The following is a 14,703-nucleotide window of genomic DNA, read 5'->3' as shown; positions in this document are numbered from 1 at the left end:
CTCGTCAACTTTCCGGGATTTCTACAACAACATGGGTGGACTTGACCGACGCGACCGCGATGCTGCCGACCTCCAGGCCGAGTTCGTCGACCGAGTCCCGACTCAGCAGCGACACCAACCTGAACGGCCCGGCTTGCATCTCGACCTGAGCCATCACCGTGTCCTTCACGATGCGCGTCACGATCCCGCGCATCCGATTCCGCGCCGAGACCGCCACCGTGGCACCCGGCTCCGGGGCCTCCGAGTTGGCCCGCAGAAATTCCGCCAGCTCGCGGCCACTAACACCCTTGCGCCCGTTGTCCAGCTGAATCGCGTTGAGTCGGCCCTGATCGATATACCGCCGCACGGTGTCATCGCTGACACCCATCAAGGCGGCAACCTCACTGATCCGCAGATTCGACACGATTGGCAGCATATTGCCGCATCCACGGAATGTATAGCCGAATGCACACGCGCCAGCGGATCGTTATAGATACCTTCGCGCTGTGCTCGGGCCGTGAGAGTTATCCGAAACACGACGTCACCGACGACCCACCCGGTGCGGTTCCGGTCGGCTTGCGGCTAGCCGACCGGCACGGTCACGCCGGAGGACGACGGGGCGCCGTGTAGGACCAACCGGCTCGGGGTGTCGTTCTTCTTGTCGTTTTTCTTGCCGTTCTTGTCCTTGCCGGGGAGGTCGAAGGCCAGCCGGATCGTGCGGGTACTGCCGGAATCGATCTGGTCGACACCGGTGCCGGACGGGTTGAGTTCGGTGGTCGCAGTCGCGTCGGGGACAAGGGAGCGGCCGGCGGCGGTGATCAGGCGCTGGTCGGCGATGCGGAAGACTTGCCCGTGTTGTGAGACGTTGGTGACCGACAGCGTCACGATGGTGTAGGAACCACCCGGGGCTACCGAACCGGTGCGGCTCACATTGGACGCCACCTCGGTCACGGTGAAAGCAAAGTTCCCGTCACGAACCGCACCAGCCGGAACCGGTGATTGTCCACCGGTCGAGGGCGGCGGCGAATCGGTCGAGGCAGCAGCGGTCGTCGCCGCGCCTGGAGTGGAGTCGGACCCGAGGTCGCTGCTCAGCAGCCACAGTGCCGCTGCAGCGACAAGTGCTAGGCCGGTGGCGATCGGTAACCATCGGCGCACCAACAGCTTTCGCCGAGGCGCTGGTGAGAATGTCCGGGGCTGGGGTGATTGCGGCGCCGACAGGGGCTCGACCAAGGTCGGGGGCGGGCCGGAGGCGGTCATAACGCGAGTAAGCGGGTGACTGCCCGATCTCGCAGAGGCCGGTTGCGCCGAAACGGGCCCGCCCAAAGCCGCACCTGCGGCGGCGGCGAACTCCCCCGCGCTGGCATAGCGTTGCCCCGGTTCCTTGGCCATCCCGCGGGCGATGACAGCGTCCAGCGCCGGCGAGACGCCTCCGGCGGCCCGCGACGCACGCGGGGGTTCGGACATCAAGTGCGCATGCATCTGCTGCGCCGGGTCGCCCTCGCCATACGGCAGCTTCCCGGTGAGGGTTTCATACAGCACGCAGGCCAGCGAATAGACATCCGAACGGGCATCGGCCGTGCCGGTGAATCGCTCCGGCGCCATATAGCCCAACGTGCCCACCACCAAGCCGGTGGCCGTGAGGGCGCTGCCATCCGCGGCGCGGGCGATACCGAAGTCGATCAGATATACGAAACCGCTGGTGTCCTCGAGGATATTGCCCGGCTTCACATCTCGATGAACAAGCCCCGCCGCATGAGCGGCATCCAGCCCCTGCGCCGCTTGGGCGATGACCTCGACCGCCCGAATCGGCACCAACGCACCCGATCGCAACCGCGTGGCCAGATCGATGCCCTCGATGTAGTCCATCTCCAAAAACAGATGACCATCGACCTCACCGAAAGCGTGAATCGGCACGATGTGTGGGTTGCGCACCTGGGCGCCCAGCCGCGCCTCCCGCTCGAAACGGCGCCGATAGCCCGGATCGGCGGAATACGCCGCAGACAGCACCTTCAACGCGACGCTGCTACCGGTGCGGTCGCGCGCCAACCACACCTCACCCATACCGCCACGACCCACCAAGCGTTCGAGGTGGTAATTCCCGAACGAGCCGCCAGCGCTCTGCACCGACACACTCTGACCGTATCGCTGCGAATAGATGCCCCCGCGACCGGGAGAGCGGATGACGGATGCGTTCTGACTCGGTCGGCGGCGATTCGACCTGAGACCGCTCAGAATCAGTGCGCCACTCCGTCTACCTCCATATGAAGCTCACCGTTCAGACGTTCCTGACCCTCGACGGCGTAATGCAGGCCCCCGGCGGACCCGAGGAAGACCCCAGCGACGCCTTCACCCACGGCGGCTGGCAGGCCCCCTTCCCGGACCAAACCGTCGGCGAGTTCGTCACCGAACTCAACAGCCACGCCACCGCGTTCCTGCTCGGCCACAGAACATTCGACATCTTCCGCGGCTACTGGCCCGATCAAACCGACCCCGGCAACCCCATCGCCACCGCGATCAACTCGCTGCCCAAATACGTCGTGTCCAACTCCCTCAGCGAAGCCGAAGCCACGTGGCGCGGCGAGCACCCCGACACCGCTCACCTCCTGACCGGCGACGTCGTCGCGGCGGTGCAGGCGCTCAAGGACGAACCCGGCGACGAGCTGCAGATCTGGGGAAGCGGCAAACTGCTCCAGACACTGTTGCAGCACGAGCTCGTCGACCGCTTCCGGCTGATGACGTTTCCGCTGGTGCTCGGCTCCGGTCGCCGCTTGTTCAACGACGGCATCCTCCCGGCGACGATGCGCCCCCTCGAGCTCACCGTGACCGATCTCGGCATCGTCCTCGGCACCTACGAACCAGCAGGCCCGGTCCGCCACGGCCAGATGTAACCCGGCTGGGAATGGCTGTGCCGGGCCGTCGCAACACGGCTGGCCATCACCGTGGCGATGACGGCGACGCGCACCGGTCTGATGTCGTCCTGATTTCCGTCATCGGCATTGCGCCGTGAATGATGTTGGGTGCCTGCCGATTCGCGTTCGACGCCCTCACAAGAGGAGCATGTCGCGTTGGTGGCGAGGCAGGCCGAGGTGATCGAGCGGCTCGAAGCTCGGTTCGTTGGAAGCAGAGAACGCCGAGTTGCGGGCGGAGAACGCCGAGTCGAAGCGCCGGCTGGGGATGAACTCGACGAACCCCCGTCCTGCGACAGCCCGTTCGACAAGCCGGCCCCGAAGTCGCTGCGCCGCAAGTCCGATGGGCAGTAAGGGCATCCGGGATCGACGCCGGCGATCGTCGACAAGGCGAATCGCTATGTGCGACGTGGGTGACGCGGTCGGCGAACGTGCTACGACTTCTTCAATCCGTCCAGCGCCCTGCGGGCTTGGTTTTCGGCGATCGTGGCGAGCTCGTCCCGGTTCACCGGGGCTTCACCCTTCGCGCGCAGGACAGCGACTTCCACTCGTACCGAGACATTGCTGTCCTGCACGCCCACGATGTAGGTCATTCCGTTGCTGGTGTCCGTGGTCGCGATATGCCAGTAACCCTGGGCGCCGATTCCAGTTATCTCGCCCGAGGCCCGCCCCGATCCGGTGGCGGCGGTGTCGGTCTGTTTCCAACGGTCGTAGGCGGGGGCGGCCACGGCGCCGGTGATCTGGGCCTGGAGGCCGATGCCGGCTTCATCGACGGTGGCATCGTCGGGGACGGTCGAGGGGCTGGTGTAGCGGAGGGCGCAGTACAAGTTGCCGCCGTCGGAGTTATTCGCCGGGAATTCTTGATGCACAGGGGCTTCCCTCGGGGTGGACGACCACCTGTGCAACGGCGAGGGATCGACAAGATCACACGCGTTGGTGATCCCACTCATCGAATAGATCCCCGGCGCCGGTTGGGATGTCGTGGCCGCAGCCGCACTGGACGAGGCCGAGGTGCTGGACGGGGCCGGGGCAGCGGCGGACCCACTGTCTGTGTCGCCGATAAAGACACCGATCACCACCCCGAGACCCAGCACCACCACCAGCCCGAGAACACCGACGACGATCAGACCCGTTCTGCTGCTGCCGGTCGGCGGCGGATACGACGGTGATGGCCCGTACCCCCGACCAGGTGGGCCGTATCCGATAACGGGCTGACCGGGGGCGGCCCCGAGCGCAGGCGTGTACCTGCCCGAGTCCGGGATGCCCCAGCCGCCAACGGGCGGATCAGGTTGTCGCACAGCAGGATCGGCGCCCTCCGGCATCGACCGATCGTCAGGTCCGTGCTGGGAATCGCTCATCCCCATAGCCCCTCCGGTTCCGCAACGGGCTCCCCGTCGACCTCGACTCCGATCCGATCGTATTCCAGCCACCGTCCGCACCGTCCCGCTCGAGTCGCCGGTCTCTACTTCTCTCGCAGACCGTCCAGCGTCCTGCTGACCTGGAACCTGGCGATCGAATCGAGTTCGTCCCGCCGCACCGCGGGAGAACCCTGCTCACGCGTGAGGGAAATCTTCACCCGCACCGAGACATTGCCATCCTGCACACAGACGACGTAGGCCATATTCGCGACGAGGTTTCCTCTGACTTCGGAGTACCAGTAGCCCTGATTGCCGATTCCGGTGACCTCACCGGAAGCCGACTCCGCTTCGGGTGTGGCGACATCGGCGTGCTTCCAATGGTCGTAGAAGGGCGGCGCCGTACCGTTGGTGAATTCGGCCTCGACGCTCATGCCTGCCTTGTTCATGGGGAACTCGCCGGCGGTCGCGCTGGTGTATCCGGCATCGCATTTCAAGCTGCCGCTTCCGTAGGCGGTTGGTCGCGTTTCCCTGTGCTCGAGAGCACCTTTCGGCGTGGGCGACCACTTGGTCAACGGCGTGGGATCGACAAGATCGCATGCGTTGGTGATCGCATTCATCGAATAGGTCACCGTTTCCCGCCGGGCAGTAGCCGAGGCACCGGCGGACTCACTGCTACTGTCGCCACCGCTGACGACGATGCCGATCACCACACCGAGCCCAAGCACCACCACCAGCCCGAGAACACCGGCGATGATCAGAGCCGTTCTGCCGCTGCCGGTCGATGGTGGCGGATACGACAGTGTCGGCCCATATCCCTGGCCAGGTGGCGCGTAAGGCATGCCCCAGCCGCCTGTCGGCGAATCTGCTTGCCGCGCAGCGGGATCGACGCCACCCAGCATAGGAGGCCGACCACCAGGTCCGCGCTCGGAATCGGTCATCCCTGTAGCCCTTCGATTCCGCAACGGGCTCCCCCGTCGCCCCGCAACTCAGAGCCGATCGTATTCCCGCCACCATCGTCACGGGGAGCAACGGTCGGTGTCGCTCCCGGCACGTCGGGCTTCCTGGGCAGAGGCTTTCGTGGATGAGGCGGAAGTGACCTCGCCATCGATGAACACGCTGTCACCGAGCGCGTCAGGCTAATGGCAGAAGACCCCACTTGTGCCACAACGGTGGCAATACGTCAGATCAACTGGCAAAGGACAGCATCGAGCGAAAGGTGTGCGAGCCTGCTCGGCCGAGTGGCTCTGTCCGTGAGCTATGACGGCAGTTATTCGCGAATCCTGGTGGCGTGTTGCCACGTGTATACACCGAAGATATTCGCGAATGGACGAACAGGGTCAGGTCGGCATCTCGCGCTTGGCCGAGCTTCTACCCCTCTCGAACATCCGATTATGCCGGATGCCCATTCGCCACATATATCAGCGTTATTCGCGCGAGCGCACCGGTTGCCGACCTGATCCCGGGGAAGCCGTCTGTCCGTTCAGATCTCCGGTGATCATTTTGTGATGCCGATAATGTGCGAATTCGCATGTAGCGCAGTATCGTCGGGCGCGGTGCGCAGTAGTGGCCGCTCGATTGCTGTCAATTCATCAGCACAGCAAGAGGCAGTCTCCCCCTGATGAAGTAGTGGAACTCGGTTGTTCCGAGGGCCCGAAAGGTTAGGAAAACAATGTTCCGTTCTGCCCTGATCAAGACGAGTCGCGTCCTTGCGGTGAGTGCCCTGCCGTTGGCTGCGGCCGTTGTATTCGCAGGCGCATCTTCCGCCTCCGCGGATCAGGCTGCTGCTCCGGCGGCTCCGGTTGTTGCCCAGCCGATCGCCGGACTCCCACTGGAGGATGTCACCACCAACCCCGACGCGCAGTACCCCGATCCAGTGCTGAACGGCGCGGCCGCGGGCGCTGCGATCGGCTCCGCCACCGGTTCCTTCATCGATCCCGTGCCCACCGTTATCGGCGCCCTGATCGGCGGGATCGTCGGCTCGGTCAACCCAGGCGTCATCCCCCAGGTGCTGCCCTGATCCCCTAGGACACAACCCTTTTCGTCGAGTCCGAGCAGCGCGCGCTGCTCGGACTCGACTCGTTCACCGCCCCTGCATTCACGTTGTCTTTGCGGATAGACACCGCGTTCCGCTCGCACCAACGGTGAACTTCGTGGTCACTCGATGTGGTGGAACGGTCATGGGGAGGACTCGTGGGCCGCTTTCGGCGAAGTGGCCACTTCGCGCGGCTTGGAAGAAACATGTGGGCCGTGCGTTCGGGTGTGCCGGTCGCGATCTCGTCGGCGAGCCACTGGTCGTCATCGACGACGATTCGCTCGATGTGGAGGGCACGAACGGTAAGGCCCGACTATTGATGTGTAGTTGCTGAGATGCCGAAGTCGTTGCCCTGTGGCAGCGTCCGTCAATAGTCGAGAGCATGTTCCGGTTGGCAGACGTGCATGGGAGACGGCAGATACCGGACGATGGCGTCCAGGAGCGGGGCGATGTCGTCACTCCACGTCGCCGCATCACACAGGACGGGCACAGCGTCGCCGATACGCGTGAGACAGCGGATGCGCTCGTGCAAGTGTTCGGGCGGGATCTGTCGCAGGCCGAGGATAGCGCCCGAATCGGCCGCGTCCTGTTCCATCACCGTGGCCACGAGGTTGCGGTACCACTGCTCGGCGACTTTCCAATGACTGCCATAGAATTCGGCGGCCATCGGTTCGAGCGCCCACATCGGGACCAGATCGATGACGCCTTCGAACTCGGTGCCGATGCCGATAGGAATCTGCAACGTCAACGGCACCGCCCCGCGCGTCTCGGCGATCGTGCGGACGCAGCGGTCGAAGTCGGCGGCGGGATGACCGAGTCCGGTCACCAGACACAGCCGCGCGACCTGGTGGTCGTCAGCAAGCCGAAGAATCGTCTCGAGTCGCGGCGTGCGCTCCATGGCAGCGCTCACGACCGCGATCACCCCGTCGGCTACCCGGACGGATCGCTCCAGGTCCGCGATGGGCGCCTGGCTCGACAGCTCGGCGATATGGATCGTGTGATCGACGCGGCCCGTCACCCAATGGACCGTGGCCGCCGTCCTGGCGAAACGGCGGCACAGGCGGTGGACGACTCGCGTCGTCTCGTCGGGGTCCCCGATGATCGTGACGTTGCGAATCGACTGCGGGTCAATGGCTTTGGTGCCCATCGGCGTTGTGGTACTCCAAGTCGACTCGAGGGTCTCGTCGCGTCCTCGATCCGCACTCACCGTACCTCCGCGCGTATATCCCCGGAGCAGATTTCAGCCCCAAAATAGAACATGTTCCTATAACGTCGGGTTCGTGCAGAAAGAACAACGCCCCGCAGTGGCAGGCTGGTTCACTGCGGACGACGGCGCGGTACGTCTCGTGGGAAGTCGCTGCGATGTGTGCGGCACACCGTATTTCCCGCGGAACACGCTGGCCTGTCGCAACCCGCAGTGTGCAAGTCCGAAGGACGGCTCCGAGCTGGTCGAATACCTGTTCTCCACGCGTGGCCGGATCTGGTCATACGCGGATGCCCGGTACAAGCCGCCCCCGCCCTATGTCTCGCCCGATCCGTTCGAGCCGTATGTCGTCGCGGCGGTGGAGCTCGAGATCGAGCAGATGGTGATTCTCGGGCAGGTCCAGCGCGGCCTCACGGTGGACGACCTGGCCGTCGGCATGCCGGTCGAACTGACCCTCGGCGTGCTGTACGAGGACGAGGAAGCGGAGCACACGGTGTGGATGTGGAGGCCGGTCGATGCCTGACAGGAATGATCGCGACATTGCCGTCCTCGGTGCGGGCATGCACCAGTGGGGCAAGTGGGGGCGCAATTTCGTCGAATACGGTCTGGTTGCCGCTCGCGCGGCGCTCGCCGATGCCGGAGTGGACCACCTCGACGTCGGCTACATCGCCGGTGCGGACACGATCCGCAACGGATACCCCGGTTTCGTCTCCGGTGCGACATTCGCCCAGGCCTTGGGCTGGTCGGGTGCGCAGATCTCGAGCAGCTACGCCGCCTGCGCCTCCGGTGCGCAGGCCATCGCCAATGCGCGTGCCCAGATCCTGGCCGGGTTGACCGATGTAGCGCTGGTGATCGGCGCGGATGCCGCCCCGAAGGGCTTCTTCCAGCCGGTCGGCGGTGAACGCCGCGACGATCCGGACTGGTTGCGCTTCCACCTGCTCGGTGCCACCAACCCCATCTATTTCGCGCTCTATGCCCGCCGCCGGATGGCGCTGCACGGCGCCACGCTCGACGATTTCGCCGCGGTCAAGGTGAAGAACGCGAAGCACGGCCTGAACAACCCGTACGCCCGCTACCGCAAGGAGGTTTCGGCCGAGGAGGTCGCGGCCTCAGCGATCGTCTCGGACCCACTGCGGCTGCTCGACATCTGCGCGACCAGTGATGGCGGTGCGGCACTGGTGCTGACCTCGATGGAGTACGCCCGCCGCCACGGCGTCACCGACCCGGTCCGTATCCGGGCGCTGTCGACGGTCACGCCGACGTTCCCGAAAACCGTCCTCGACCTGCCGGATTTCGCGACGGACTCCGCCGTGGCCGTCGAGCCCCCGCCGCACACGTTCCGTTCCGCCATCGCACACGCCGCGTATGAGGAGGCCGGGCTCGGGCCCTCCGACCTGTCCTTCGCGGAGGTCTACGACCTCTCGACCGCTCTGGAGTTGGACTGGTACGAGGACATCGGGCTCTGCGACACGGGCGGCGCCGAGGACCTGCTGCGCAGCGGCGCAACGACTTTGGGTGGACGCGTGCCGGTGAACCCCAGCGGTGGGCTGGCCTGCTTCGGTGAGGCGATCCCCGCGCAGGCGATCGCTCAGATCTGCGAGCTCACGTGGCAATTGCGCGGCCAGGCCGACAGCCGCCAAGTGGAGAACGCCCGCGCAGGCATCGCGGTGAATCAGGGCCTCTTCGGTCACGGCTCGGCAATCATCGCCACCCGCTGAACCGACGCCGATCCACGCTGCGAAAACCCGGGCATGACCCGGGGTTTCGTATATCGACCGCGATGAAGCCGTGGTCGCTGATTGCTGGATCGGCCCCCGCCGATCTCGTCGCCCTCGACGCCGAGATGATCGAGGTTCCGGCTCACCACCGGTCGGCGAGCGCGTTGCGATCGATGATGATCAACGTCGATCTGCGGCGGGCGGTGCACCACAGAATTTCTGACGACCGGCCGTCTCCCGCAGGGCTGCAACAGTTCTCGATCATTTCAAGGACGGGCAAAGGTATTGGTGGAGACATCACCGGATCAGCCACCCGAACACCTGCACCAACCGGCGACTATCAACGTCCGGCAATGCCGCTTTGTGCGCTGACCGAATCGCAGAAAGGCCCGGGAAGTCAGCTGCAGGAGACGAATTGCTGGACGAAGATGCCCGCGGGGTCGGTGGTGTCGAAGCCGGGGCGGGCGGCGCCCGCACGGACTCCTACGCCGAGCTTGGTGACGTTGCGGTCGAGGATGTTGTCCTTGTGGGTGGGGCTGTTCATCCACCAGGTGACGGCTGCTCGGGCGGTGGTGAAGGTGTTCGAGCCCCAGCCTGCGTAGGTGTTCTCGGACCAGCGGTTCACGTCGTGGCCATCGCCCTGGTAGTAGGTGCAGGGGTTGTAGGACTTCACGCGGCGCTGGACCTGGGTGACCACCGGGACACCGGCGAGGTCGGGATCGTCGTGAGAGTTCGCCCCGTCGGTCCACCATTGGCGCCCCTCGGCGTGGCGGGCGAAATCAGCTGCGCTGTTGCGCAAGTCGTCGCTCCATTTCAGCTCGGGGACACCGGCATTGGCGCGTTCGATGTTGGTGAGGCAGAAGACGGCGCGCTCGATCTTGTCGAACTGGTCGTTCAGGGCGAACATGGCGCCGAGGCCGTTGTTGGGGTACTTGTTCGCGAAGTACTGGTAGCCGTGCACAGGGTCGTCGGCGTTATCGCAGGTGGGGGCGGCGGTGGCGGGCGCGGCGGTGCGCGGGAGACCGGTGACGGCGGTGGTGGCGGCGATGGCCAGCGCCAGGACGGCACCGCCGATGATCTTGCGGCTCATGGTCTTTCAACTCCGTACGCTCGAGGAACCAATGGGCTCCTCGAGCATCGGCGCCGAGACCAACAGTCCACCAACGGAATACCAATGGGCGTGAAATGGGTTACACCGCATCACGTCGGCGGGTGCTGTCTCGTCCTCTGGTCGAAGACATCCACCTGCCACGGAGTACCTCATGCGATTCGGCATCCGCTTCCGCCGCCTGGCCCTCGGGCTCGCCGCCACCCTGACCGCGCTGTTCGCGCTGGCTCTTCCGGTCGCCTACGCCTGGGAGCCGCCGAGCTCGGACCTGCCCTCGCACTACCTGACGCGCGTCGAATCCCGGTATGTCGAAACTGATCTCGCTCGGTTCCACTACACGGTCTCGGGTAGCGGATCACCCGTCGTCCTGATCGCAGGTGGCGGCCTGTGGGGCTACTCCTGGCGGGAGGCGGCCCCCGCACTAGCCCGGCAGCACACCGTGTACACGGTCGACCTGCCCAGCCAGGGCTACACCGAATTGCACAGCGCCGGTTTCGCCTTCGACCTGCCCGCCATGGCGGACGCCATCGCGACCTTCCTCGACGCCGTCGGCTTGAACCGCACCGCGCTGGTCGGGCACTCGTGGGGTGGGGCCTGGAGCCTGTACTTCGCCGAACAGCATCCGGAACGCGTCGAGCGGCTCGTGCTCCTGGACTCCCCCAGCCTGGACGCCGAAAAAGCTCCGATCACACCACTGTTCAAGACGCCGGTGATCGGTGAACTGACCACCGATCTCGCGACCCGGTCCTTCTACGCCGACAGCATCCGCGGCACTTCGCGCACCAGGATCTCGTCACCGACGAACTGATCGACGAGTTCTACCCGCCGTTCTCCCGGCCCGCCAACCGTGACGGCTTCCTGGCCCTGTGGCGAAATCTCGACTACCGCCGCACCGACGCCGGACTGAACCAGGTGACCGCACCCACCCTGGTGCTCTGGGGCGGCGACGACCAATGGCTGCCATCCGCACAGGCAACCCGAGTGGCCGACCGCATCCCCGACGCCGAGGCGGTCATCCTGCCCGGCTGCGGCCACACCGTGCACGAGGACTGCCCCGCCGCGACGATCCCGCGGATCACCACCTTCCTGAACTGATCAGCACGTACGAGCTCAGCCTCGCATCGAGTGTCCAATCAGTCGTAGGCCGCGCAGCCATGGTCGGTTCCTGCGACCCGTCATGGCTCGAGGTCGACCACACCTTTGCCGCTCGGGATGTCGAGCGGCACCGACACCTGATCATGCGCGATCAACCAGGTGTCGTCGATCTTCCGCATGCCGTACGTGACCCGGACCCACATACCGCTCGTTGTGGCCCCGTTCTTCAGCGTGCCGCTGAGCCGGGCAAAGGCGTGCCCGAATGCCACATCATCGCCTACGGTGAACGTCAGGTCGCGAAGCTCATAGGTCACATTCTCGAAGACCGTGAAGACTTTCGCCCAGTTCGCGAGTTTCGCCGCTACCCCGACATGCTGGAGTGGCGGCTCGACATCGAAGGACACGACGTCAGTTGTGTACAGCTGTTTCACGGCCTCGAGATCCTTGGCGCGCAGTCCTTCGACTACCTTGTCGATTTGCTGGCGAATCTCGACGTCATCTACCGCGATACGGTCAGCGCGTGACTGAAAGTCGTTCGGGCTCGTCATGATTGGTTCCTTCGGAGTTGATGTGCGGGGTATCGGTGGCGGGCCGCCGTAGCGGCGCCAGGGCGGTGCTCCATGCGATGAGCTGATCCAGCAAGGTGTTCAGCGCTGTGGTGTGGCGGTCGCGCGGTGTGAAGGTGGTGTGGTTCTCGAAATCGGTGAGCACCGAGATCTCCACCGGACGGCTCACATCGGCCATGCCAAGCGTGCTACAGACCACCCGCAGCTGCGCCACCGCTCGGGCGCCGCCGCTCACGCCGTAGGAGACGAATCCGACCGCCTTGTCGGTCCATTCCGCGCACAGGTGGTCGATGGCGTTCTTCAGCACCCCGGGCGCGCCGCCGTTGTATTCCGGGGTCACCACCACGAAGCCGTCGAACGGGGCGATCCGCTCCGCCCAGGCGCGGGTGTGCGCATGCACCGACGGGCCGAACATCGGCGCCACGGGCTCGTCCAGATGCGGCAGCGGGTGGTCGCGCAGATCGATCAGCTCGAACTCGGCGTCGCCGCGCAGCGATGCCGAGTCCACAACCCACTGGGCGACCTGCGGGCCGTTGCGGTTGGGCCGGGTACTGCCGAGGATGATGCCTACTCTGATCATTTCCGGAACTCCTGATTTGCTGAAAGTGTCACGACCTTCCGACGACACAGCCGTCCGGAATGTCAGGCCGCCTCACAAATCGGGTCGCTGATTCGTCGATTTCGGTGAGGGACGCACAGACCGAAGGAGCCGACCATGACTGACCCGCACCTGCCCGGGGTGATCGGTGAACGCCGTCAGCTGATCAATCTCGCCTACCGGCTGCTCGGCTCCCTGGCCGAGGCCGAGGATGTGGTGCAGGAGACTTACGCGCGCTGGTACGCGCTGTCCGAGCGGCAGCGGCGGGAGGTGGCGGCGCCCGGCGCGTGGTTGACCACGGTCGCCAGCCGGATCTGCCTCGATCTGCTCGGCTCGGCACGCGCCAGGCGGGAACGTTATGTGGGCGAATGGATTCCGGAGCCGGTACCCGGCCGGTCCGAATGGCTCGATGGTCCCGACTCCGTCGATCCCGCCGACCGCGTCACCCTCGACGAGTCGATCAGCATGGCCTTCCTCGTCGTGCTGGATTCCATGACACCGGCCGAGCGGGTGGCATTCGTTCTGCACGACGTCTTCCGCTACTCCTTCGCCGAGGTCGCCGACATCGTCGGGCGCACCCCCGCAGCCTGCCGCCAGCTCGCCTCCAGCGCCCGCCGTCGCATCGATACCTCGCGGGGCCCGTCGAGCACCGAGCGCACCGAAATGGTCCGGGACTTCAAACGGGCTTGGGAGACAAAAGATATCGAGGCCCTGATCGGCCTGCTCGACCCGCAGGCGATCGCGACGGCCGACGGGGGCGGTCTGGCATTGGCCTTCCGCGACCCGATCAACGGCGGCCAGCAGATCGCCCACGCCTGGATGGAACTCGCCACCCATGGCCCCGCGCTAACCCTGCAGGAGCGTACGGTGAACGGCCAGCCCGGCCTGGTAGCACAGCTCGACGACACCATCGTCTCGGTCTACGCCTTCGACATCGCCGACGGCCGGATTACTCGCATCTGGGCGATCCGGAACCCGGAAAAACTGCGGCCATGGGCGGCCAGCTGAACCGCGGATCCGCAAGCTGTTCCAGCGGATGGGCCCTGCACGACCCGCGATGCTGCGCGGAATTGGTTGGCCGCGAGTTCACTCTCGCGGCCGGGAGCGGTGGGTAGTCCGACGGTCATGTCGTGGCCAGTGGAACGCCTACTCCGCAGCGGCTTCGATCACCGGCGGTCGGTCGGGGCCGAGTTCGGGCAGATACTTGTAGATCGTCGAGCGAGAGACACCCAGCAGCCGGGCGATCGATGACACGGACGAGTCATTTCTCGACGCCCGCACCAGGGGGAGCTTCACCAGGGCTGCAGAGGGTGCATCGTGGGTATCGGGAAATCGATCGACTCTCGACACCCACGGCTGAGCCCGATCGTACTTAAGCGAGATCGTCCAAGGTCGGGAGGTTTGTGCTGGTCTGCAATTCTCGTTCGCCGTGGGAGAGGTTGCGGCGGATGCGGGAAAGGTTGTCTTCCAGCACATGCCCCATGAGCTGATCACTGACGGGGACGATGATCCCTATCAACTCCCGCCGGTCGGTGACCGCCACGGTTTGGCGGGTCTGCGCTGATTCCCGTATCACCGCCGCGGAGAGATCGCCGATCCGGACTGTCCGATGGCTAGTGCTACCGCTGTCGTGCTCGTCTTTGCCATGACCTGGTAGCGCCGGCATGAACGCCGCGACGGCATCCTGAAGCGCTTCGAAGGGGTTCCACATTGCCGTTTGGTGATCCTGTTCTGGTGCGGCATCGTCGAGCGAATCCAGCGCGGGCAATCTATCGAGGTTGGCGAGATCCTTCTCGCCCTCCCGCAGACTTTGCTTCAAACGAGATCTGTTCATGGTCAGCATCTGCGCCAACCAGTCCTGGGTGATCGGGCAGAAGATACCGGCCAGCACTCGATTATCGGTGATCGCTGCCGGCGTGCCCTCGGCAGCGAGCTGCCTGAGCTGAGGTGCGCGGATATCCCGAATGCTGATCGTCTTCATGAGCCTTCTCCGTCTGAGGGTGAGGTCCGATGTACCTAGAGTTCCAGGACCGTCGACGTTTGTCAACATTTGTCTTCACTTGTCTACGTTTGTCGACGCTTGTCGACAGAGAGGGCATCGGCGTCTAGAGTTACCTCACAACAGCGGCACAACGATGA

Annotated in this window: 17 protein-coding genes; 7 read left to right on the top strand and 10 right to left on the bottom strand. The window is 65.1% G+C overall.

Features of this window, described 5'->3' with window-relative positions; translation table 11 throughout:
• Window positions 1-4: 4 nt before the first annotated feature.
• Together ON44_RS00805 and ON44_RS00800 are read right to left on the bottom strand one after the other, a co-directional pair.
• Window positions 5-403 (bottom strand): TOBE domain-containing protein, encoded by a 399-nt coding sequence (locus tag ON44_RS00805; protein ID WP_040685875.1) that lies wholly within the window; start codon window positions 401-403, stop codon window positions 5-7.
• Between the two features lie 158 nt (window positions 404-561).
• Window positions 562-2,109 carry a serine/threonine-protein kinase gene (locus tag ON44_RS00800; RefSeq protein WP_157187007.1) on the bottom strand — a complete coding sequence of 516 codons (1,548 nt, stop codon included), beginning with the start codon at window positions 2,107-2,109 and terminating at the stop codon, window positions 562-564.
• A gap of 131 nt (window positions 2,110-2,240) precedes the next feature.
• On the opposite strand from ON44_RS00800, the gene ON44_RS00795 reads away from it, so the two are divergent.
• Window positions 2,241-2,867, top strand: a complete 627-nt coding sequence (locus ON44_RS00795) for a dihydrofolate reductase family protein (RefSeq protein ID WP_040685873.1) — start codon at window positions 2,241-2,243, stop codon at window positions 2,865-2,867.
• A gap of 452 nt (window positions 2,868-3,319) precedes the next feature.
• Here ON44_RS00795 and ON44_RS00785 read toward each other — a convergent pair whose 3' ends face one another.
• A complete protein-coding gene (locus ON44_RS00785) occupies window positions 3,320-4,243 on the bottom strand; it encodes a hypothetical protein (RefSeq protein ID WP_157187006.1) in 924 nt (307 codons plus the stop codon).
• A 104-nt stretch (window positions 4,244-4,347) separates the two neighbouring features.
• A complete protein-coding gene (locus ON44_RS00780; RefSeq protein WP_157187005.1) occupies window positions 4,348-5,082 on the bottom strand; it encodes a hypothetical protein in 735 nt (244 codons plus the stop codon).
• Between the two features lie 830 nt (window positions 5,083-5,912).
• Between ON44_RS00780 and ON44_RS00775 the strand changes: the two genes are divergently transcribed.
• Window positions 5,913-6,260: a glycine zipper domain-containing protein gene (locus ON44_RS00775; RefSeq protein WP_040685793.1), complete on the top strand. Its 348-nt coding sequence runs from the start codon at window positions 5,913-5,915 to the stop codon at window positions 6,258-6,260.
• 382 nt (window positions 6,261-6,642) lie between these two features.
• Here ON44_RS00775 and ON44_RS00770 read toward each other — a convergent pair whose 3' ends face one another.
• Complete coding sequence (locus ON44_RS00770) at window positions 6,643-7,482, bottom strand: GTP-binding protein (protein ID WP_245566956.1); 840 nt, start codon at window positions 7,480-7,482, stop codon at window positions 6,643-6,645.
• Window positions 7,483-7,555: 73 nt separating this feature from the next.
• On the opposite strand from ON44_RS00770, the gene ON44_RS00765 reads away from it, so the two are divergent.
• A complete protein-coding gene (locus ON44_RS00765) occupies window positions 7,556-8,002 on the top strand; it encodes a Zn-ribbon domain-containing OB-fold protein (RefSeq protein ID WP_444543885.1) in 447 nt (148 codons plus the stop codon).
• Window positions 7,995-9,197, top strand: a complete 1,203-nt coding sequence (locus ON44_RS00760; RefSeq protein WP_040685790.1) for a lipid-transfer protein — start codon at window positions 7,995-7,997, stop codon at window positions 9,195-9,197. Before ON44_RS00765 ends, ON44_RS00760 begins: the two co-directional genes overlap by 8 nt.
• Window positions 9,198-9,594: 397 nt before the next feature.
• Here ON44_RS00760 and ON44_RS00750 read toward each other — a convergent pair whose 3' ends face one another.
• Entirely contained in the window at window positions 9,595-10,287 is a 693-nt protein-coding gene (locus ON44_RS00750; RefSeq protein WP_040685788.1) for a CAP domain-containing protein, read from the bottom strand.
• Between the two features lie 172 nt (window positions 10,288-10,459).
• On the opposite strand from ON44_RS00750, the gene ON44_RS46395 reads away from it, so the two are divergent.
• Together ON44_RS46395 and ON44_RS53355 are read left to right on the top strand one after the other, a co-directional pair.
• Window positions 10,460-11,113 (top strand): alpha/beta fold hydrolase, encoded by a 654-nt coding sequence (locus ON44_RS46395; RefSeq protein WP_051181268.1) that lies wholly within the window; start codon window positions 10,460-10,462, stop codon window positions 11,111-11,113.
• A complete protein-coding gene (locus ON44_RS53355) occupies window positions 11,110-11,400 on the top strand; it encodes an alpha/beta fold hydrolase (protein WP_083897563.1) in 291 nt (96 codons plus the stop codon). The genes ON44_RS46395 and ON44_RS53355 overlap by 4 nt, the downstream gene beginning before the upstream one ends.
• An 80-nt stretch (window positions 11,401-11,480) precedes the next feature.
• Here ON44_RS53355 and ON44_RS00735 read toward each other — a convergent pair whose 3' ends face one another.
• Window positions 11,481-11,948 (bottom strand): YybH family protein, encoded by a 468-nt coding sequence (locus ON44_RS00735; protein WP_040685786.1) that lies wholly within the window; start codon window positions 11,946-11,948, stop codon window positions 11,481-11,483.
• The gene (locus ON44_RS00730) at window positions 11,914-12,546 is read right to left on the bottom strand and encodes an NADPH-dependent FMN reductase (protein ID WP_051181265.1); all 633 of its coding nucleotides are present in this window, start codon (window positions 12,544-12,546) and stop codon (window positions 11,914-11,916) included. The genes ON44_RS00735 and ON44_RS00730 overlap by 35 nt, the downstream gene beginning before the upstream one ends.
• Before the next feature lie 135 nt (window positions 12,547-12,681).
• Between ON44_RS00730 and sigJ the strand changes: the two genes are divergently transcribed.
• Window positions 12,682-13,572, top strand: a complete 891-nt coding sequence (sigJ, locus tag ON44_RS00725) for an RNA polymerase sigma factor SigJ (protein ID WP_040685785.1) — start codon at window positions 12,682-12,684, stop codon at window positions 13,570-13,572.
• Window positions 13,573-13,710: 138 nt separating this feature from the next.
• Here sigJ and ON44_RS53885 read toward each other — a convergent pair whose 3' ends face one another.
• A complete protein-coding gene (locus tag ON44_RS53885; RefSeq protein ID WP_218007498.1) occupies window positions 13,711-13,818 on the bottom strand; it encodes a helix-turn-helix domain-containing protein in 108 nt (35 codons plus the stop codon).
• A 118-nt stretch (window positions 13,819-13,936) separates the two neighbouring features.
• On the bottom strand, window positions 13,937-14,545 hold the full coding sequence (locus ON44_RS00720) for a hypothetical protein (protein ID WP_040685784.1): 609 nt from the start codon (window positions 14,543-14,545) through the stop codon (window positions 13,937-13,939).
• Window positions 14,546-14,703: the final 158 nt, after the last annotated feature.

Source organism: Nocardia vinacea NBRC 16497, from assembly GCF_000308835.1.
In the GTDB taxonomy this organism is placed as follows: domain Bacteria; phylum Actinomycetota; class Actinomycetes; order Mycobacteriales; family Mycobacteriaceae; genus Nocardia; species Nocardia vinacea.
The sequence above is the reverse complement of the archived record's forward strand: the minus strand, read 5'-3'. Positions and strand labels throughout refer to the sequence as shown.